Source organism: Bradyrhizobium sp. BWC-3-1, from assembly GCF_032917965.1.
GTDB classification, from domain to species: Bacteria; Pseudomonadota; Alphaproteobacteria; order Rhizobiales; family Xanthobacteraceae; genus Bradyrhizobium; species Bradyrhizobium canariense_D.
Window position 1 is genome coordinate 5797094 of record NZ_CP136625.1, and the last position, 20308, is coordinate 5817401.

The 20308-nt window shown below is 59.0% G+C and carries 11 protein-coding genes and 2 pseudogenes; 9 read left to right on the top strand and 4 right to left on the bottom strand.

The genetic code is table 11. The features are described 5' to 3' along the window. The first annotated feature begins 360 nt into the window (after window positions 1–360). Window positions 361–531 carry a hypothetical protein gene (locus RX329_RS28200; RefSeq protein WP_317244617.1) on the top strand — a complete coding sequence of 57 codons (171 nt, stop codon included), beginning with the start codon at window positions 361–363 and terminating at the stop codon, window positions 529–531. Between the two features lie 34 nt (window positions 532–565). Further along, window positions 566–778, top strand: coding sequence for a hypothetical protein (locus RX329_RS28205; RefSeq protein WP_317244618.1), 213 nt, complete (start codon window positions 566–568; stop codon window positions 776–778). 99 nt (window positions 779–877) lie between these two features. Here RX329_RS28205 and RX329_RS28210 read toward each other — a convergent pair. Then, window positions 878–1077 (bottom strand): annotated as a pseudogene (locus RX329_RS28210) (cold-shock protein). 393 nt (window positions 1078–1470) lie between these two features. Beyond that, complete coding sequence (locus RX329_RS28215) at window positions 1471–1770, bottom strand: hypothetical protein (protein WP_317244619.1); 300 nt, start codon at window positions 1768–1770, stop codon at window positions 1471–1473. A 1142-nt stretch (window positions 1771–2912) separates the two neighbouring features. Between RX329_RS28215 and RX329_RS28220 the strand changes: the two genes are divergently transcribed. Continuing rightward, a complete protein-coding gene (locus RX329_RS28220; RefSeq protein ID WP_317244620.1) occupies window positions 2913–3218 on the top strand; it encodes a hypothetical protein in 306 nt (101 codons plus the stop codon). A gap of 1414 nt (window positions 3219–4632) precedes the next feature. On the opposite strand, the gene RX329_RS28225 is transcribed toward RX329_RS28220, so the two are convergent. Both RX329_RS28225 and RX329_RS28230 read right to left on the bottom strand, forming a co-directional pair. Further along, window positions 4633–4824, bottom strand: a complete 192-nt coding sequence (locus RX329_RS28225; protein WP_317244621.1) for a hypothetical protein — start codon at window positions 4822–4824, stop codon at window positions 4633–4635. Window positions 4825–4985: 161 nt separating this feature from the next. Continuing rightward, complete coding sequence (locus RX329_RS28230; RefSeq protein WP_317244622.1) at window positions 4986–5663, bottom strand: hypothetical protein; 678 nt, start codon at window positions 5661–5663, stop codon at window positions 4986–4988. A gap of 425 nt (window positions 5664–6088) precedes the next feature. On the opposite strand from RX329_RS28230, the gene RX329_RS28235 reads away from it, so the two are divergent. The 6 genes and pseudogenes from RX329_RS28235 (at window position 6089) to RX329_RS28265 (ending at window position 19663) form a co-directional block, all read left to right on the top strand. Next, complete coding sequence (locus RX329_RS28235) at window positions 6089–6427, top strand: H-NS histone family protein (protein WP_317244623.1); 339 nt, start codon at window positions 6089–6091, stop codon at window positions 6425–6427. 703 nt (window positions 6428–7130) lie between these two features. Next, window positions 7131–8685 (top strand): annotated as a pseudogene (locus RX329_RS28240) (ISL3 family transposase). A 536-nt stretch (window positions 8686–9221) separates the two neighbouring features. Continuing rightward, complete coding sequence (locus RX329_RS28245) at window positions 9222–9398, top strand: hypothetical protein (RefSeq protein WP_231188768.1); 177 nt, start codon at window positions 9222–9224, stop codon at window positions 9396–9398. A 1394-nt stretch (window positions 9399–10792) separates the two neighbouring features. Beyond that, complete coding sequence (locus tag RX329_RS28250) at window positions 10793–11533, top strand: Crp/Fnr family transcriptional regulator (protein ID WP_317246447.1); 741 nt, start codon at window positions 10793–10795, stop codon at window positions 11531–11533. 418 nt (window positions 11534–11951) lie between these two features. Beyond that, window positions 11952–12134, top strand: coding sequence for a hypothetical protein (locus tag RX329_RS28255; RefSeq protein ID WP_085350878.1), 183 nt, complete (start codon window positions 11952–11954; stop codon window positions 12132–12134). 1649 nt (window positions 12135–13783) lie between these two features. Next, window positions 13784–19663, top strand: coding sequence for an AAA family ATPase (locus RX329_RS28265; protein WP_317244624.1), 5880 nt, complete (start codon window positions 13784–13786; stop codon window positions 19661–19663). Window positions 19664–20308 lie beyond the last annotated feature (645 nt).

Genomic DNA, 20308 nt, shown 5'->3' on the forward strand with positions numbered 1-20308 from the left:
CGCCGCGTCACAACTCAGCAGGTGGCGTACCAGCCATCAGGAAACGGGAGCGGAGGCCATTCGCCCGCGGTGTCGTTCGCGGCCTCCGGCTCGGCGTCGATTGGCCCACCTGCCGAAGGACGCCACGCAGGAGGCGCACCTGGCTCGCGATCATAGGGGTGCTGGTCGGAAGGCGCTGTGCTGCTGAAGTGCATAGACTCTATCGAGGGCATACGTGCACCCCGCGCTCTTGATACCTCACAATTAAATAGACAATGCATCTATTAAATATATTAAATGTTTGACTTGTCCAATCACGAAATGGTTGAATAGGTTTGTCCTACCGGCGCCCGTGAGCGCGGTATTTTGAGGCCAGCGACCATGTCCTTGGCATTCCCGCACTGGCTGATGATCGCAGGTGCCCTACTGGTGGGTGACGGCTATATTGGTGTCCTCGTCAGCGGAAAGAAAGCGAACCGGGTTGATCGACCGCCAGGCGAGCCGATCGATGTGCCGGCTTTACTGCTCCTCAACTCGCATGACCCGCAGTAGCTCGCGCGCGTTCCGCCAAGAGCGAGGGTTAGCAATGGCTGTCAGAATTGAATGGGGTCCGCTTGAGGCGATAACGAACGTCCGCAACGAAGCGTGCAAGGCTCGAGACTTCATCATCCAATCCCATGATGGACACGTGCAGGGGCAGATTGTCGTGCCTGACGACGCCGATCAGTTCGTCATGGGGGCATGTGAAATCCGGCTTCTCGAGCTGCTAAAGGACGCCGTCAAGGAACTGGAGCGGTGAAAGCGCCGAAGATCGCCGCCAAAGCGAGTACTCGATTCAATACGTGATCAAAGCGCCCGGCCCGCCTGTGCGAACCGGCGGGCCCTGTCCCAGCCACGCCTACCGTCTCAGATTACCTGCGGACTGCTCGCCCCGATCGCTCACGATCTCGTAGCTCACCTTTGCACCTTCTGCCAAACCACTGAAGCCAGCCTTCTCCACCGCTGAAATGTGGACAAAGACGTCCTTCCCGCCGTCGTCGGGCTGAATGAAGCCATAGCCTTGGTCGCGTTGAGCCACTTCACAATACCTGTCGCCACGCACGTCTCTCCTAAATGACCGTCGCCACATGACAGAAGCTGATAAAAACGAAAAGCCCACCAACCTAGGATTTAGTTCAAATGCGAGTTGAATGAATGACCGCCTATACTGGGACAGGCGTCATGTCGCCCACATGAGGAAGGCAGCCAACGTGAACCGGCGCCTCCCCTCAATTTCCCACGGTGGACCAGCAGGGAACGAGCACCTCGATAGGGAGCTTGAGAATCTTGCCGGCTCCTCGCGAGCTAACTGAGCGGCCCCGGCCACCCAAAAGTTCGCCTGAAGCCGGGGCAATCTCACTGCTGGCGCCTAGCCAGCCGGGACGAACTCGTCGGCTTGGACATGGCCCGCAGTGTGAACCGGCGAATTTTGTCGCAATCAAATGCGCCGCGCTAACGCACTGAGCGCAGATAATGGTCTGGTCGGTTGGCGCGATTCATCTCAGCGAAGGCCTTCCCCAACTCTTCCGCCGTATGCTTCGCCTTGAAATTCCCCCATGCGATCATGAATCGCCCCTTCGCTTCATCGAGTGAGCCAGCTTCCCCGAACGGCGGACCGGGAAGCGTCACGATGCACGTCCACAACCAGAACCCGGGGGAGCGTTCGTTGGCGTAGCGGATGCGCCCGACTAGCTGCCGGTCCTCGTGAACCGTGTAATCATCCAGGCCTATCATCCGCAGTGTCAGAGGCATTGTGGCTTGCCGCAGGGTAGAAACGAAAATAAAGCGCGGCGGATTACATTGTGCCAATTAAACCTCGCCTGACCTGCGCGGCGAGGAACCCGTGTCCTCACTGCGCCGTTGCTGTCTCGCTAGCTTGCCCAAGCTGGCGGAGCGGCTCCGGCGTACCTCAAAAGCCAACCCTGAAGCCGGGGCCGTCTCTCCGCCATCGGTCTTTTCGGAGCATATGTTGTTGCGCGGCGCACAACGCAGGTCCTGCCGCTATAACCCCAGCTTGAGTCACGACCGCGTGCACGAAACCGTTTCGAGCCTCACACGCAATGACGCTGAAACAACGCCCTCCAAGACTGAACGGCATTGACGTCCTCTCGAGGAGAGTAAGATGAGAAAACTATTTTTCGGTGCGGCCTTACTCGCGATCGCATTTGTGGGGTGTTCAACGATTATCTCGGCCGCCCTTTCTGCAGCCCGGGATGCCAAGGCCGCAACATTCTCCGAACGCTTTGCGCCCGCGCTGAAGTCCGCCTCGAGCGGCTAAATGCACTCATAGCCGTTATGAACCTGATCTGGCGGCGGCCTTGCTTACATGATACTGGCCGGCATGCGGTCTAAGCTCGTGAGAGCAACGACTAAAACGACCGGTGTGACCGGCGGGTCGTTTTTCCGCTTTGACAAGATAAATCGACCGCACGATGCGGCGAGCTGACTGAGACGATCATGCGTGATCGCGCGCCGCTTCTCATCAGCTGTTAGTTTCTCGCGTCAGTCAAATCATGACGAGAACAATAATAATTGCGATTTCAACCAGTAACACCGCTGCTGTCATAGTGGGGACGATAAAAACGTAGCCATGCGGAGGATGATCCGCCTCTCACCATCGGCCAAGAAACGGCCCCTCACATCTCATGGCGTAAGCAGGGGGCGGGATGCGGGAGCCGTTTCTCGGTGGCCAGACGCGTTCGTCCGGCGCCAGGCACTCTCAAATTAATTCTAGTTTAAATATCGGTCAACATTTCAATTGGCGTTATAGTATTTGTTTATTTAAAAATGGCCCTGTGCTTTAAAATCGCCAGCTTGCCTTAGAGCGAGCGCATCCGTCGTTCCCCATCCTTTGCTGCCTCGCAAGAGAGCAGGACGTATCAGCGGACAAACGCGTGCCGGCTGCTATCGCGCAGGGCACGGATTGGGACCGAGCGTTACCCATGGATTGCCGCGGCCGCTCTGAAGAACCGCCAGAGCACTTCGTCGTCGACGGTGAGGAGGTAGTGCTTGGCGTCGACGACGCTTCCGATTTCAACGCCCTGCACTCTCTGCCAGGCAGCTTCAATTTCCCGTCGCCGTTGGATTTCTTCAAAGATCCGGTGGCTATGGGCAAGCAGATCCTCGCGCAGTTCGCCCCGTCGAAGATACTCCCGAAGGCACCGAATCTGCCGATGCCTGACCGCGCCCAATCCTACTAAAGCGGGCCGCGACCTGGGCTCAATTGCACTTTCAGCACGAGGACGAGAAATTGCTTCCTCGCTTCTAGTCAAGCAAAACGGCCTCGGGATTTAATGGGGCGGTTTCTGCATCCAGGCTCGTTCGTTTTAGGTTACTGACCGCTCGATAAATCCCCGGCTCCATGCCTATGAACTCACTTCGGAGAACGACACGTATGGCGCACGAACTGCAATTTCTCTTTCTCCACGAGATCACGCAGGAGCAGCCCACTGGAGAGGTTCCGAAGCACGACCCAAGCCCGCTTCTGATACTCTTTCTCAATCCTCCCAACCGTGTTTGCTGCAAAGTCTTGCGCAACCCGTTGGCTCCTTCGGTAAGGCCGCCCACATACGCCATGATGAGAACTGTCGGAGCGAACCCCAGCAGGCACGCGACATCTATTGCTTCTGGCGCTGTTGATGCTGTCTTGGCTGCCATCACCTTGAAAGCCAAAGAAAGATAACTGTCTCGGTAGCCGTCGCACGTGCCCTGAAGGGCGGCGTGAAGAGTCCTCGGCTAGGATTTCTGACGTTCCGATGCTCGCGAAGCTTCGCTTCTCGTGTTGCTGCCCCGCGCACGTTTCACGTTCACTTTAGCGCGCAACAGGGCCCCGCGAGCAAGCATTCGAAATCGATGTGAGCTTAAACCGAAACCAGTTCCCGGTCGACTTACTAAGGGAACCAAATTGATCGCAATTCAATGGCAAATTTGATTATTTCATATAATCATGATGACTCCATCGCAAATTTGAAAAATATGTTTGGGGAAAACATGGGAGGTTGAAATGGAAGCTGCCCGCCGCCTGCGTGCAATGGCGCTGCTGTGCCGACAGACTGCCGCACTCCAACCTGAGAGAAGCTGGAAACTGCTTGCAGAGGCAGAGTACTGGGAGCATCTGGCGGCTGCGGCCTTAGCTCAATGAGCTTCGGTGGAGTATTCTTTATCTTTCGCTTTTCGTCGACTTCTTACTTCAAATCATTTTCTGAGGCATGTGATGTCGAGTACGCGTCAGATTTTTTCTAGTGCTGTTCTGAATGAACGGCACCAGGCGCTTCTGGAGGAGCTTAGAGAGGTGGAGAAGCTTCGAAGTAAGCTCCGACATGTAGAAGCAAGAACAAGAAGAAAGCGTACCAAAGCGAGCGGCAGAGCAAGAGCCGTTTAGAGACCCGCCGGTCCGAAGGTTGACCCGCGTTGGCTCACTCGGGCAATTCGATGGACGGATTGCCCGCGTTCCTCGCATCTGCCACTATTCTGAAAGAGGATTGGCGCCTTCATCCCGCACTAGCGCACCTCGGTGACGACGTCGCTGCGACATCTCGGCAACCAGCCAGGCCGTGGTGCCTCACAACGCTCGAACTAACTCGGCGAGACTGGCCGTCGATTCAGGATCGCGCGTTAGCTCCGACCTTCATTCGACGTTGCGCTTCGGAACACAGCAACGAGTCGATCGCCTTCCCAAAGCTCAACGTCGTGCTCGTCATGCATTTGTTCGGCTCGGCGTCTCGCCGCCTGCTCGTCAATGCAGTCGAGCTTTGCAGCGCAGATCAGTTGCCGGCTGCCGTCCACCACGAACACCTTGTACCGCATAATGCAGTCCGATCCCAAAGGCGACCGTCATCGTACTCGAATGTCCGTCTAAGGCACGTGCAAACTAGGTGTGGCGCACGGAATCTTTGTACGTGTGGCAGTTCGACTATACCAGCTCGTGGAATCCATTGATTGCGCGGCGGCTGTACCTCGCATCTAAGCTAACGTAATCTCCACGCATGCCGAAGCGTGCGGCTCGAGCTCAAGAGCGAGAGGCCGCCAAGCGTCATCAGCAGCACACCGAACCAGACCGTCCAGCTGCGCGCTTCGCCGTGCGCCTCTGCAGTGCGCGCGCCCAGCGGCATATCTTGAGGTGTGTCGGCGAGAAGCTGCCCAACGTCGACTTGGCCCGGCGCGGAGTGTTCGGAGGTGAGCTGGTTGGGAAGATGAACAATGGGGGCCGCCGACCCCGTGCCGAGACTGGAGGCGGCATCAGCTACCTTCATTTCGGGTACAGGCGGCTGAGATTGCTCGGGCGGTGCGGAGCGCAGCAACTCCGCTCGCGCATCAACGACCGCGCTCCACTTCGTCCCGTTCTCGTCCAAACTGGCGCTGCGGTCTTTGGCCATGGTAGCCCGAATGGGCTTCTTCACCGTCGCGATGCCCTCGGCCAGGAACCAGCATTTGCGGCGACCGTCCATTCGGTAGACCCAATGCTGTCCACCAGTGGTCGAGGTACCGGGACGCGGCACGCATTCGGCTTGTGGCGGAGAGGTTACCGTGGGTTGGGGCGTGGCAGTATTGAAGAAGTCGGCAAGAGGGTTGGAAGACGCAGGCGCCGCCGATAAACCCCCGACAAGCACCAAACTGACGAAGTACAATCGCAAATGGCCGGACATCGAAAGCTCCCGGGTGCGCCCCACCCCCGCTCGAACCTTAGCGGCGACAACGGCTCCCATGCGGCTTAAATCGGGCGGCGCGATGATTAAATGTACTCTTGGCCACCTGATTAATATGCCGGTCACGAGGCAGCGCGATTCATCGAGCCGTCCGCGCCGCCGTCCGGTCGATCGCCAGCTTTGCGCTCGTCCCCGAGCACGAAAGCGCAACTGGCCGAGGGTGAGTTTGTGGAGGTCACGAGACGTGGCTACCCCGCGCGGCGATTTAAATACTCCGCCACGATATTACCACTGTCGCGCCTTTCTCCCTGCTACCTCTCGTATTAAATGTGGATTGCATGATCAATATTTCACTGAGGGCTTGTCTGCTCCCGGATTCCCGACTTGTCTGCCTGGGCCTTCTGCCCAAGATTAGGGATGGAGCCATGAACACCGAACATTTCAATTCGCTCTCCGTTGACGAGCTCTGGATATTTCACCAAGAGGTCGCCGCCAAACTCACTCAGAAAATGTTGGTGCAAAAAGCACATTTGGAGGAACGGCTCCACAGGATTGGACTGGCCAACGAGGCCACGCGGTTCAATCGCGAGCGCCGTCCATACCCGCCCGTTCGTCCCAAATATCGCAATCCGAAGAACCCGGCGGAGACATGGTCGGGTCGCGGCAGGCTGCCTCGATGGCTGCGGCCGCAGCTTCGAGGCGGCCGAAATTTGGACGATTTCCTAATCGATCGGGCTTCAGCCGAAAAGCGGCAGACAAGTTGAGCGCGCGTTGCGGCATTTTGGGATGGAAATGCTGGCGCCGGCTGTTCCCCCCTGGGCTCTGAGCTTCTCACATCATCGTTGAAGCGCGGGTCATAACCATGCTTCGAGGCACGGCCATAGCGAGAGCGCTGGGCTGATGGTCTCGCTGAATCGCTCGGGGGGCCCGCGGCGCAGTGAGGACATCGACGAGAATCTCAAGCACGCGATGGCCGTGTCTAGTTGTCGTGCCCTCTGAAGTGCCGCCTAACCGCATTCCACGCTCGAAGGACTGGAGGGATGGCACGATGAAAAGAACCCTGATTGCAACCGGCCTCATTGCGCGCTGCAGGAGTGGTGGGTCGTGATCGTCCGAGCGACCGGCCGTCGTGTTAATCGTCACCGGAGATGGAATTCCTGCTCGCCGTGACGGTCTGCGCGAGGGCAGGACAACTACAACGAACAGAACGTTCACCAGTAGCCATATTCCCACAATGAGAAGAAAAGTACGCACGAGAACACCATCATTGATCTAAATCTGCCGAGCTTACTCCTGCCTCATAGCACGTAACCGGCAACACTGCGTTCGCGGACGGAGCCGCTTCAGTGTGTTTCGGCATGGAATAAGGACCCCGTTTTCGGGGTGATCGGCATCCAATCGGGGGGCTGACTCATTTCCGATGAAGTTTGCCGGGCGACTGTGGTTCTCAAACGGAGAATCAGCGCCATGCGGACGGGCTTTCAAATCTCATCGCTAGTACCGAGTGGTTTGGTGTTTGATGGTGTAAGTGACTCAATGGATTCGGTTATTCTGGCTGTTCGGTCAGAGGCTGCGGAGGCCCAATGCCCTTTGTGCGCGACAGCGTCGCGCCGAATCCATAGCCGATACATCCGGCACGTGGCTGATTTGCCGTCAGCGGGCAGAAGGGTGCGCCTCCGATTGCTCACGCGGCGCTTCACATGTGAGGTGCCGCATTGCCGCCGGCGGATCTTCGCGGAGCGGTTTGGAGAAGACATCGTCCCGCTTCGACGGCGCCGGACGGCACGGTTGGAATACATCGTCCATCACTTGGGGTTGGCGCTCGGCGGCCGGCCGGCGGCAAGCTTCGCCAAGCGGCTCATGCTGCCCGTCAGCAACGATACCTTACTGCGGGTGGTCCGCCGGCGGACGGCGATGCCGACAGATCCATTGCTTGTTGTGGGCATCGATGACTGGGCGTTCCGGAGAAATCATCGATACGGGACGATCGTGTGCGATTTGGAGCGCCGGCGGATCGTTACCCTGCTGCCCGACAGGGAAACTGCGACTTCGGGCGTGGCTATCGAAGCACCCAGCGATCAACATTGTGTCGCGAGATCGCGGTGGTGGATACGGCGAGGCAGCAGCCAAGGCGCTGCCGAACGCCATCCAAGTCGCCGACCGCTGGCATCTGATGGAAAATGCGAGCGCGGCCTTCCTTGATGCGGTGCGCCGCTCCATGAACAGAATCCGAACCGCAATTGGAGCGACGACGATCAACCCGGAATTGCTGACCTGTGCGGAAAAGCTGCGCTATCAGGGCTATTTGCGGCGGCAGGACAGCCATGCCGTAATTACGGCTCTCGTCAGCGACGGTGTGTCGCTCAAGGAGATCGTCCGCCGCACAGGACATAGTCGCAATCTGGTTCGCCAAATTAGCCGCGGCGGCGGTACGGATATGTTCCGCACCCGTCAAAGCACCCTGGACGGGCATCTGCCGTTCCTGGACGCGCAGTGGTCAGTCGGCTGTCGCAACGGTGCCGAGCTCTGGCGCCGCTTGAAGGGACAAGGCTTCAAGGGATCGCTGCGCGTCGTGGCGGAATGGGCGACGCGACGGCGACGTGCCGAGACTATCAGCCATCAACAATTGCAGAAGGTCCCCGCCGCCAGGACGATAGCGCAGCTGATGACGACGAAGCGCGACCACCTAACCAAAGCCGAGACCGTCACGCTTGCGGTCATCGAACAAAACGTTCCTATGCTGGCCGATGCCCAAGCTCTCGTTGGCCGCTTCCACGCGATGATCCGAAAGAAGGCCGAGATGGAGCTCGAACCTTGGATTGATGACTCCAAGCGGAGCCTCATTGCCTCGTTCGCGAATGGCATTGCCAACGATAAGGCCGCGGTGCACGCGGCTATCACGCAACCATGGTCCAATGGCCAAGTGGAAGCTCAGATCACCAAGCTCAAGCTGGTCAAACGGCAAATGTACGGGCGCGCTAAGCTCGATCTCCTTCAGGCTAGGCTGATTGGCGCGCCATAGAAACAATCACGATCATCGAATATGCGTCAGAGCCCCTTTTGGATGCCGATAGGGGGTCCCAGTCGAACGCCGATTGACACCGCTTCAGCGCAGCCGGCACATTTTCACATCTCCCCAAGGCCGTTGGGCCCCGAGCGCTTTGCGAGCGTCCAGGATCGATCCCAGCCTAGTCCGGCGCAACACTCGCGTCTGTGCGCTTTCGAACATTCATGCCCCTTCAGGTATGCTAGTTCTATGCATCATCCGGCGAGAGCCGGACAGGATGGCTCATCGGCCAAGACGGCTGTCCTCAGCCCGCAATCCCTGAACAGGGGGCTGGGTCATGGAGCATGGCCAGATATCGCAGCACGATGAGCGGCGAATTTGGCGGTCCGCATAGAACCAGTATCGAGTTTCGGCAGTTGACTCCGGGTGGATCCGAACAAGCAAACTGATTTGTTCGGGCCAAGGATAAGTTTAAAAGCTAAGCCGGCACATTGAAGGACCTCCGACGACGTTTGGAAAAGGTCCGCGCTGACGCCAGAGAGTTTATGCTGATGAGCCAGCAAGCGACGGACATAGAAAAGCGCGAGCTGTTTAAGCGCTTGGCGGATGAACTCGCCTTTGAGGCTCTCGAGCTTGAGCTAATCGTCAAGAAAAATGAGCGAGCTAATCCGTGCGACCAGCACGAGGTCGTGGAGTTTAAGCCGCCCTCTCAGCGAACGCGTGGCTGATGCGGAAGAGGTCAAGCCGGCTAGATCGGCGTGCACAACGGAACTTTGCGCATGGCTCCGCCAGCGAACGCTGCTCCGCCTTCGCCGCATCGCATTGCGGTTGGGAGGGGCCCAATCCGGAAGCGGTGATGTCATTGTACGCCGCCAGCAGTTCATCCAATATGGTCCTTCCGTCGATTTCGAAGAACAGCGGGGTTTCAGGCAAGACGCCCAGGCTACGGAACTGATCGACTATTTTTCGGCGAACCTCGATCGCAGCCCACGCGAAAGCTGAAGGGACCGGACCAGCCTCAGTAGAAGGAGGAAGCGTTCCCCTGCGTCCGAGCCGGTCGAACTCGGCCGCCCCTTCTTCGGGCCCGCTGTCCCGCAACGCCCGCTTGTGGCATCGACCTGACTTTCAGAAGGTTCGCCGCGCTTTCGCGGCTGAGACAATCCGTACGAGCGCTCGAACCGCTGCCGTCAGAGTACAACATCGTAGAAGATCGTACTTTAGCGTACAAAGTCGTTGCCATGTTGGTGGCGATACGACTCGAATCCCGGCCCGAACATTCTGGTTTTGGTTCTGCATCAACGGTATCTTTCTGCGACAGACAGAACAGATCGTCCGTTTTGCCCGCTGCAATTGCCCCGCACGTCCGAACAATCCTTGCACCGCATGTAACGCTCCAACTCGTGGATCGGCGTCGTCTTCGTTCGTCGCACGAGTGCGCTCACACCGTCTAATGGGACGTAAGCTCTGACAGATTACGACGCGCGCAAGCAGGAGCCAGCGTGCAGCTTTAAACGTTTATGGGCGTCGATCGATCTGGAAGGTGATCGACATGGATCGAACCGAGCGCTTCTTTGCCGCAATGACTGTCGTGGGCACGATCTGCCTCTCCGCCGCGTTTACGATGTGGATGCTCGTTTGAGCCGCCACTCATGCGCCAACGGAGGCGCCCTATTTCGGTGGCTGCCATCTTGGCAAGGTCAGCCACTCGGTTATCTGAGACGTGAATTCGTTCTGCCGGGCCTTCCTAAGCAGACTGTCTCGTTTGTCCTGGCGGAAATGACCCGGCTTCATCACGTAGCTGTTGAGCTTCTAGGTCAAGCCGAGCCCCACACTTCCGAGATCGCCGCGGCGTTTGCCGCGTCCCGGAAAGCGGAACTCCCTATGGTGTTACCCATGCGCATTTCGCAATTGTGCAGCGGGGCGCTGGGACCTAACTCCTAAAACATCCTGAGAGACAACAATTCGCCTCCGAGGCGCGTGTGGTTGGAGTTTTTGAGATTGAGAGCTTCCGCAGCTGAATTGGACTTCGGGGCGCGAGGCGTAGGCGGATTCAAACAAAGTTCGAGTTGGCCGCCCTATGACGCTCGAAATGCGATGCGGCGGATCGTTCGAGGAGGCCGCAGTGACGCTTCCCGGCGAAATTGGTAACCGACTTCTGGCAGCACTACCGGCGGCGGACCTCGATCTGCTGGCGCCCGAGCTAGAGATGGTAGCGCTCGATCGGGATGCGGTCGTCTCGCAGGCGGGTGACCAGACCGAGCACGTCCTCTTTCCTCATAGTGGCGCCATTTCTGTGATGATCGACATGGCCAACGGACAGACGGTCGCCAGCGCCGCAATAGGGCGCGAGGGAGCAGTAGGCACTCTTTCCGTGCTGGGGCCGTCCCCTTCGGCCGTTACCGCCGTCGTTCGTGCCGCGGGCATCGCCTCGCGGATCCGCTCATCGCGATTCCACGCCGCTTTTAGCCGAAGCCCCGCGATCCGCCACGCAGTCCAGATTCATTTGAAAGCGATGCTGATACAGCTACAAATCGGCGGCGCCTGCAATGCGCTGCATCCGGCCCAAGCCCGCATGGCACGCTGGCTGCTCCATCTTCGCGACCGTGCCGACCACGACGTCCTCGCACTCACCCAAGAGGCGCTTTCGCAAATACTGGGTGTGCGACGAACGACAGTGACGCTCCTGATGCGCAACCTGCGCGCTTCCGGAGCGATCAGATCTGAACGGCGAGGAGAAATCGAGATTGACCCATTGCGGCTCGCAGCGGTGGCGTGCGAATGCCACGATACCATGCGTCTCGAAATCGAGGGGATCTTCTCTATGAATGCAGCCCGGTCTCGCGCTTTGGTTCTGCCGACGTAGTAACTGAAACGGGGGGATGCCGCAAACCACCGCGCCTTTCGGCGTGATAGCCCGTTATCCCGGACATGGACGATGTGGCCAATGTGCAACGGGCGCCTGTCTTCTCCACGGCAATGTCCGCAACCGAACAATCCCGCTCATGAGGTACGCGTACTATCGGCGCGCCATGTACTGGGGATCTGTGGATGAACTTTTTCAAACGAAAGATCAGACCTTATTCTCTCTTTGGGAAAGCGTGCGGCGACTGGTGTTGACTGATCGCGCAAATGGCGGACGCTCCCGCGTTGTCGGTGACAATCTGAGCACCTATGCTGAATCGCTCCGTTCGGAAATGGATCGGCGGGAGCTCAAGTACGCCTCAATCAGTTCAACTGAATGAAGCAGAGGGTGCCTTTGGGGCACACAGACGATGAGAGACATGCAAGAGCAGCTGGAGAACCTCCTCAAAGCCGCAGCCGACTGCAAATCGATCAGCGATCTGGCCACCGACCTGCAAAAGCGAGAGTTGTTCGCGAGGCTTGCCGATCATCTGAGCGTGTTGGCTTCCGAGGTCGAGCGTGCAATTGCTGCGACAGCCTTTGGCACCAAATTGGAGCGATAAGAGGATCTGGCCCGACACCGATGATTGGGAATCAGCATGCGATGAGCGGAGGAGGACATGACTGCGGAGCGGCCTCGCGTGCGAGTGTGCAATCGCGCGCTCGCCTGGCCACTAGTCGGAACGCCTATCTGCGCGTGCAAGGCAATCAGCTAACTTCGATCGTCAGCTGCGACCGCGGGTAGGCGTACAGCCCCGACCTTGCAGGATATCCCCGGCCAGCGCGCTTTATCACGAAGGCTGCGTCATGCTCATTCGCTATAGGACCTGCGTTGCCCTGTTTCGGCAGCCTCATTCGAGGCCAAGCAACGCCGCGCCCGCTCGATCTGGGCGCCGGTGGCCCCGTGGTTACGGGCATACATCTCAGCCAGGGCCGCCGAATACTTAGCAACGTAGTATTTGACCTCTGAGCAAGAAATCCGCTCTCCCGGTCTGTGCTGGCGCGCAGCATAGGCTTCAGAGCTAAGTGTCATCAGAAACAAGGCAGCAGCGCCAATCGCACGCGTGACAGTCATTGTCATCCCCCGCAGCTACTAGGTTCGTTGCAGAGAGCAGGCCTGAATCGTCCCGATCGCGCAAATTAACAGTGGTGCGCTGGTGCAACGGGTTGTGGACTGTTGCTTTCATGCCCCAGCTTCGTGAGCATCGGCCCGCCTATGCTGGCGAACCCCGTACAAATCCAGGCTCGTCGACACAGATGTGCGACAATTGACGTCCCCATGTAAGCTGCATTGCGCAACGGGACAGGCCGCTCTGATCATCTCAGGAACCCAAGGGCGCGACACGCCGGCCGGCGCCACTGTTAACGGGCACAAACCTCTCCCGCGCCGCCTGGGGAGGACCTCACGATGCCGACCAGCAATTCAACCCTCTGCGCGGATGACCACCGGTACGATCATCCTCTCTCGCTCCAGTCCATCATGGCAAGCTTGAGCTACTTTCAGGAAGTGTCCTCGGACGTCGTGCTATCTCACAAACGTTCGAACCAACGAACCAACGACACAGCCGCATAAGTGCAAATCAGGACCTGCAACTATCTCAAACTGCTATTTGAGGCTGTGGCCTGCACGGTCGACGGATCGGCCGATCCGCGCACAACATGAGAACCGAAACGCCAGCGCCGACGCCAATCGACCCCGCGGGATGTAAAGGGCGCTGTCAGCGGCTGGCGCGCCTACATCCGATAGCTCTGAATTCTGAATGATGGTGACATTAACCACGGATTGTTACCACTGAGTAGGATGAAGGCCGGCGACCGAAATCAAAGGCGGTGCGCGTCCGCTTTATGAGCCAATCAGCTCGTGGGCCGCACCGCACAGCAATCCGGTGCCCAGACCACACCTGAGCCGCAGAAGCCGTTCGCATTCGAGCCGGTCCGGACGGCCAGCAGAAGTTGTGGCGACGCATCGGGCAGCATATTTCGAGTTCGATACACCGCTGAATTCGCCCGCCGGCTCGCGCGCGATCACGGTTGATGTCCGGCTAGCGCCACTTCAGCTTTCTCGCCGTCATCTGCCTGGCGCCGCAGCTTACGCTGGGCAGAACCCCGCTTTTATGGCAGTGTCGATGTGGCCACAGAGCGCAACACAGTACCTCCTCACCTGACATTGGTCACGCGGAGGCTTCGGGGTTGAACCCAGTGTTTTGGGTTGATGCGCATGGACAGCAGGTTCCAAGTGCTATGGGAGGACGATGACCGCATCTTTTGTCGGCCATTGCGTCCGGCTTCCGATGGCGCATGCAGAACTGTATTGGCGGTACTTCCCAAGGCGAAACACGCTTCGTCCGGCCTCCTCGATCGTCTTGGTCACGAGTTTGCGCTGAAAGACCAATTAGATGAGACCTGGGCAATGCGGCCGCTCGGGCTGGAGTGCGATGGTGACCGTCCAGTGCTGCTGCTTGAGGATCCTGGTGGCCAGCCGCTCGAACAGTTGCTTGGTGCGCCCATGGACATCGGACGCTTTTTGCAGCTCGCGATCGGCATCGCCGCAGCCCTGAACAAGGTGCACCAACGCGGCCTCGTCCACAAGGACGTGAAGCCGGCGCATATTATGGTGAACTGCGAGGACGAACGGGTCCGGTTCACCGGGTTCGGTATCGCCTCGCGCCTCGCCCGCGAGCGACGCGCCCCTGGGCCGCCGGAATTCATCGTGGGCACGCTGCCCTACATGGCGCCCGAACAGACCGGATGGATGAACCGCTCGATCGATTTCCGCAGTGACCTCTATTCACTTGGCGTTACGCTCTATCAGATGCTGACCGGCTCGTTGCCGTTCTCAGCGGCACATTCCATGGAGTGGGTGCATTGCCACATTGCGCGGAAGCCAGTGGCGCCCGGCGAGCGGGTAAGCACTGTACCGGCTGCAATCTCGACCATAGTCCTCAAGCTGCTCGCCAAATCCGCCGAGCAACGCTACCAGAGCGCTTCAGGCCTCGAACATGATCTACGCCGCTGCCTGATCGAATGGGAAACCGGAGGCCGCGTCGAAGAGTTTGCGCTCGCACAATACGACACGCCCGACCGACTGCGGATCCCTGAGAAGCTCTACGGACGGGACCGCGAGATTGAAGCCATGCTGGCCGCCTTTGACCGGATGATCAAGAGCGGCGCGCCGGAATTGATGCTGGTTACCGGCTATTCCGGCGTTGGTAAATCCTCGGTAGTCAATGAGCTCCATCGTCGCCTTGTTCCGTCCCACGGGCTGTTCGCATCAGGCAAGTTCGACCAATACAAACGCGATATTCCCTATTCAACGGTAGTGGAGGCTTTTCAGAGCCTCGTGCGGTTCCTTCTGAGCAAGAACGAAGCCGAGCTGACGCACTGGCGCCAAGCGCTTCATGGTGCGCTGGGCGCCAATGGACGATTCGTTACCGACCTGATCCCCGAATTGCGGCTGATCGTCGGAGAGCAGCCACCCGTCCCTGAGCTCCCCCCGCAGCAAGCACAGAACCGCTTCCGTCTCGTGCTCCGGCGCTTCATAGGGGTATTCGCACAGTCCGAGCATCCATTGGCGTTGTTCCTCGACGATCTCCAGTGGGTCGATGCCGCCACGCTCGATCTGGTTGAGGACCTTTTAACCCGCTCCGATCTGCAATACCTGATGCTCATCGGCGCCTTTCGCGACAACGAGGTCACTGTCGCTCATCCATTGTGGTACAGGCTTGAGGCCATAAAGAGTGCTGGCGCTAACGTGCAGCAGATCATTCTAGCGCCGCTTGCCAGCTCACACATTTCGCGTTTGATTTCCGATACTCTTCGCTGCAATTCGAAGCGTGCCGCGCCACTCGCGAAGTTGATTCACGATAAGACGGCCGGCAACCCATTCTTTGTGATTCAATTCCTTCAGGCGCTTGCCGAAGAGGGATTGGTCCGCTTCGATCATGACGCACGGTTCTGGTGCTGGGATCTCGCTCGCATTCGCGTCAAGGGCCACACCGACAATGTCGTGGATCTGATGATCGCAAAGCTGACCCGCCTGCCTGCCGAGACGCAGATCACGCTGCAGCGGCTGGCCTGTCTCGGCAACGTCGCCGACACGAGGACAATTTCGATCGTCCTCGGTCGCTCCGAGCAGCGGGTACACGCGGATCTGTGGGAGGCCATTCGCCAGGAATTGGTCGAGCACCAGCCAGGAGTGTATCGGTTTGTCCACGATCGAGTGCACGAAGCCGCCTACTCGCTGATTGCTGATGATCAACGCGCGGCGCTGCATTTGCGAATCGGTCGGGAGCTACTGGCGCAGACCCCCCGGGAGAAGTGGGAGAAGGCTATTTTCGAGATCGTCAACCAGCTCAACCGTGGCGAGTCCTTGATCACCTCGCGAGACGAACGCGAGCAACTCGCAGAGCTTAATCTGACAGCCAGCCTGCGCGCGTGGGGGGCGGCGGCCTACGCGGCATCGCTCAACTATGCCGCTGCCGGTGCCGCAATGTTACCAGACGACTGCTGGGAACAACGCCAGCAGCTTGCCTTTGCGTTCGAGTTGCATCGCGCCGAATGCGAGTTCGTGACCGGCTCGGTCCTGGAGGCAGAACAGCGCTTACAGGAGCTGACGACGCGAACCGCGACCGCCGCCGACCTTGCTGTCGTCGCGCGCCGCCGGGTGGATCTGTATACGGCGCTCAGTGAGCCGGACCGCGCGGTTAGCACCGGTCTCAGCTATCTGGAACAACTCGGGATTCGATGGGTAGTCCACCCAAGCGATGATGACGTCCGACGCGAATACGAGCACGTCCGATCTCGGCTCGCGAATCGGTCGGTCGAGGAGCTATTGGATCTGCCGCTAATGAGTGATGCACTCGCACTAGCGACCATAGATCTTTTGACGGCGCTCATGCCGCCGGCGTTTTTCACTGATGCGAACCTTCGCTCACTGGTGGCCCTAAAAGCGGTGGAGATCAGCCTCGAGTGGGGGAACAACGATGCTTCATGCGTTCCTTACGTCATGTTCGGCGCCATTGCCGGCGCGCGCTTCGGCGACTATCAGGCGGGCCTTCGATTCAGCCGTATCGGCACTGAGCTGGTCGAGCGGTGCGGATTTTCGCGCGTGCACGCCAGGACCTACCTGAACTATGGCAACCTTGTCCTTTCATGGACCAAGCAGCTCCAGCATGCCCGAGACGCCTTTCAGCGGGCATTTGAGGCCGCGAGCAGCAGTGGCGATGTCACGTTCGCGGCCTTCAGCTGCGCCAGCTTGAATACGAATTTCCTTGCGGCGGGCGATGCGCTTGCAGAAGCGCAGCGCGAAGCCGAGCACGGGTTGCAGTTGAGCAAGAAGGCGAAGTTTGCGTTGGTGGCCCACATCATAATGCCGCAGGTTGGGCTAATCCGTATGCTGCGCGGCCTGACGCGGCGTTTCGGCGCTCTGCACGACGACCCGTCGGACGAGCTTCGGTTCGAACGGCGTTTGGCCGCCGATCCGGCATTCGCGCTGCCCGAGAGCTGGTATTGGATCCGCAAGCTGCAAGCGTGCTTCTTTGCCGGCGACTATTCGGCGGCCGTCGACGCCGCATCGAAGGCACGGAGACTGCCGTGGTCACCACCGCAGCTACTCGAGACGGTGGAATACGAGTTCTATGCAGCGCTATCGCACGCTGCATGCTGGAATTCGGCACACCCCGAACAACGTCAAGGGCACCTTGAGGCCCTGACTGGGCACCACACGCAGCTCGATTTGTGGGCACAGAATTGCCCGGAGAATTTCGCGGACCGCGCTATTCTAACCGGCGCCGAGATCGCCCGTCTCCAAGGCAGAGAACTGGACGCGGAGCGTCTCTATGAACAAGCCATCCGCTCCGCTCGCGACAACGGTTTCGTCCACCACGAGGCGCTCGCTTATGAATTGGCCGCGCGGTTTTACGGCGAGCGTGGTTTCGAAGAATTTTCTGGCATCTATTTGCGGAGAGCGCGCGACTGCTATGTTCGTTGGGGGGCAGACGGCAAAGTGCGGCAACTTGAGGATATGCATCCGCACCTCAAGGAGGCGAGATCAGAGCCAGGCCCGATGAGCACGATTGGAGCGCCGGTCGAGCATCTCGACCTCGCCACTGTCATCAAGGTGTCGGAAGCGGTGTCAGGTGAGATGGTTCTGGAGACGCTTATCGAGACGCTCATGCGCACTGCCATCGAACAAGCAGGGGCTGAACGCGGTCTGCTGATCCTGTCGCACGACACCGAGCCGCGCATCGAAGCGGAAGCCACCACAACCGGCGATAAAGTTACTGTTGAAATGCGCAATACAGCGGTGACCGCGGATCTCCTTCCCGAATCCGTTCTCCATTACGTACTGCGAACCAGAGAGTGCGCGGTTCTCGAGGATGCCACGGTCCAGCCTCCCTTCGCCACGGACCCCTACGTTAATCAGCGCAACGCTCGTTCCATTCTCTGCATGCCCCTGATCAACCGTGCGAAAGTTATCGGCGTGCTTTACCTCGAGAACACACTGACGCCCTACGTTGTTGCACCGGCGCGAATTGCGGTGCTGAAGCTGCTCGCCTCACAGGCAGCAATCGCGCTGGAAAATGCGGCTTTGTACCGCGATCTCGGAGAACGGGAAGCGAAAATCCGACGCCTTGTCGATGCCAACATCATCGGAATCATCATCTGGGAGCTTGAAGGTTCGATTCTGGAGGCCAACGATGCGTTTCTCAGCATCGTGGGATACGACCGCGAGGATCTCGTTTCGGGCCGCCTGCGCTGGACTGACCTGACGCCGCCTGAATGGCTCGACCGCCACGAGCGATGGTGGATCCCAGAACTAAAAAAGATGGGTAGCGTGCAGCCGTTCGAGAAAGAGTATTTCCGCAAGGACGGAAGCCGCGTGTCGGTGTTGATCGGCATGGCTGCGTTCGACGAACAACGAGACCAGGGCGTCTCCTTTGTCGTTGACCTGACGGAGCGCAAACGATCGGAAGTGGCTCTGCAGGAGAGCGAGGAGCGTTTCCGGACTCTCGTACAGTTCTCTTTCGACGTGTACTGGGAATCCGATGCGCGGCATTGTTTCATTCGCCAGGAATTCGCCGAAGGCATGGTCGACGCACCCGCGTCGGGCTCTGAACTTGGTAAGACGCGCTGGGAAGTGCCCTACTTGGAGCCCGACGAGGAGGCTTGGCGCAAGCATCGGGAGACGCTCGATGCCCACCTGCCGTTCCGCGATTTCGAGCTCGCGCGCCCTACGCCCGATGGCGGCAAGCGCTACGTGTCCGTCTCCGGGCTACCGGTGCTCGACAAGTCCGGGCACTTCATCGGTTATCGCGGCGTTGGACGGCACATCACCGAACAGAAGCGGGCCGCAGAGGCGCTGCGCGAGATACAGAAGGAGCTTGCGCACGCTAACCGCCTCGCCACCATGGGCGAACTCACGGCCTCGATCGCGCATGAAGTGAGCCAGCCGATTGCCGCGGCATCCATGAATGCTGGTGCGGCCGCGCGATTCCTGGACAGAAATCCGCCGGATCTTGAGAGGGTCAGGGAATCACTGGACTGGCTTATGAACGATACCGCTCGGGCCAGCGACATCATCCAACGAATTCGCGATCTCGTAAAAAAAGCACCGCCCCGGAAGGATCGCTTGGACATCAATGAGGCGATCAGGGACGTTATTGAGCTTACCCGCGGCGAAGCGATGAAGAACGGCATCTCAGTGCAGACGGAATTTGCAGACAGCTTACCGCTTGTCGAGGGCGACCGCGTCCAATTGCAACAAGTGGTTCTCAACCTGATTATCAACGCTGTCCAGGCAATCGGCACGGTCGCGAATGGAGCCAAGAAAGTGCTGATCACCACCGCGCAGGGTGCACCGGACGGTGTTCTCGTCGAGGTGAAGGACTCGGGACCGGGGATGAGCTCTGAAACCTTCGAGCACGCCTTCGCCCCCTTCTACACGACGAAGCCCAGCGGTTTGGGGGTGGGACTGTCGATCTGTCGTTCGATTATCGAAGCGCATGCCGGACGCTTGTGGGTGACGCGCAACCAGCCCCACGGCGCAATTTTTCACTTCACCGTACCAGCCCACCCTGCCGACGCTTCTTGATTATGGCCGGATTGCTGGTTCCAACTTCGAGCACGCACCTCGCGCTTTGCGATCGAGAAGATCAAGTCGATCACAGCCCTGCCGATCCCGGCCGCCGCGGCGGGGATTAAATCACCAAGCTGTCGCAGAACGGTTGAGGGATCACGAGGCGACTGGGCAAAACAGGTTGTGCGTTTTGCGCGCCTTAGCGTTGTCCTGCTCCAGGGCGGCGGGGGTCGGCAGAACATCTTGACGCTCTTTGATCTCTGGCCGAGCCGAAAGGCATGAAGCTCGAGGCAGAGTGATCCATAAAGGTCGAACGCAAATTGCGAGCAAGAAGGAACGACGCGGCCACGGAGGGCTTCTGCTCCTCGTTCAAGACCGAATAGACAGTGAGCAAGATCTATTGCACTGCGAACACCGATATTCGCCCCAATGCGTCCTCACCGGCAAAGCCTTCGCGGCGATATGGGCCCCATGCGGCTTAAATCTGGCAGCGTTATGGATTAATTGCGCGCCTGGCCTCCGAATTCATAAGCTCGTCTAGCACTTTGGCGACAATACGCGGCAGCGCGCTCAATTAATCGAGCCGTCCACGTTTCGCCGGGCGACGATCCTGTCCTCGGTCCGCGACGCAACCACCCGGTTGATGGGCGACGCTTCGGT

What these genes read in the sequence shown, in the direction of transcription:
- RX329_RS28230 (WP_317244622.1), bottom strand. Translation starts at nt 5,663, where the DNA reads ATGTCCGGCCATTTGCGATTGTACTTCGTCAGTTTGGTGCTTGTCGGG.
- RX329_RS28235 (WP_317244623.1), top strand. Translation starts at nt 6,089, where the DNA reads ATGAACACCGAACATTTCAATTCGCTCTCCGTTGACGAGCTCTGGATA.
- RX329_RS28205 (WP_317244618.1), top strand. Translation starts at nt 566, where the DNA reads ATGGCTGTCAGAATTGAATGGGGTCCGCTTGAGGCGATAACGAACGTC.
- RX329_RS28255 (WP_085350878.1), top strand. Translation starts at nt 11,952, where the DNA reads ATGCAAGAGCAGCTGGAGAACCTCCTCAAAGCCGCAGCCGACTGCAAA.
- RX329_RS28200 (WP_317244617.1), top strand. Translation starts at nt 361, where the DNA reads ATGTCCTTGGCATTCCCGCACTGGCTGATGATCGCAGGTGCCCTACTG.
- RX329_RS28225 (WP_317244621.1), bottom strand. Translation starts at nt 4,824, where the DNA reads ATGCGGTACAAGGTGTTCGTGGTGGACGGCAGCCGGCAACTGATCTGC.
- RX329_RS28215 (WP_317244619.1), bottom strand. Translation starts at nt 1,770, where the DNA reads ATGCCTCTGACACTGCGGATGATAGGCCTGGATGATTACACGGTTCAC.
- RX329_RS28245 (WP_231188768.1), top strand. Translation starts at nt 9,222, where the DNA reads ATGAGCCAGCAAGCGACGGACATAGAAAAGCGCGAGCTGTTTAAGCGC.
- RX329_RS28265 (WP_317244624.1), top strand. Translation starts at nt 13,784, where the DNA reads ATGCGCATGGACAGCAGGTTCCAAGTGCTATGGGAGGACGATGACCGC.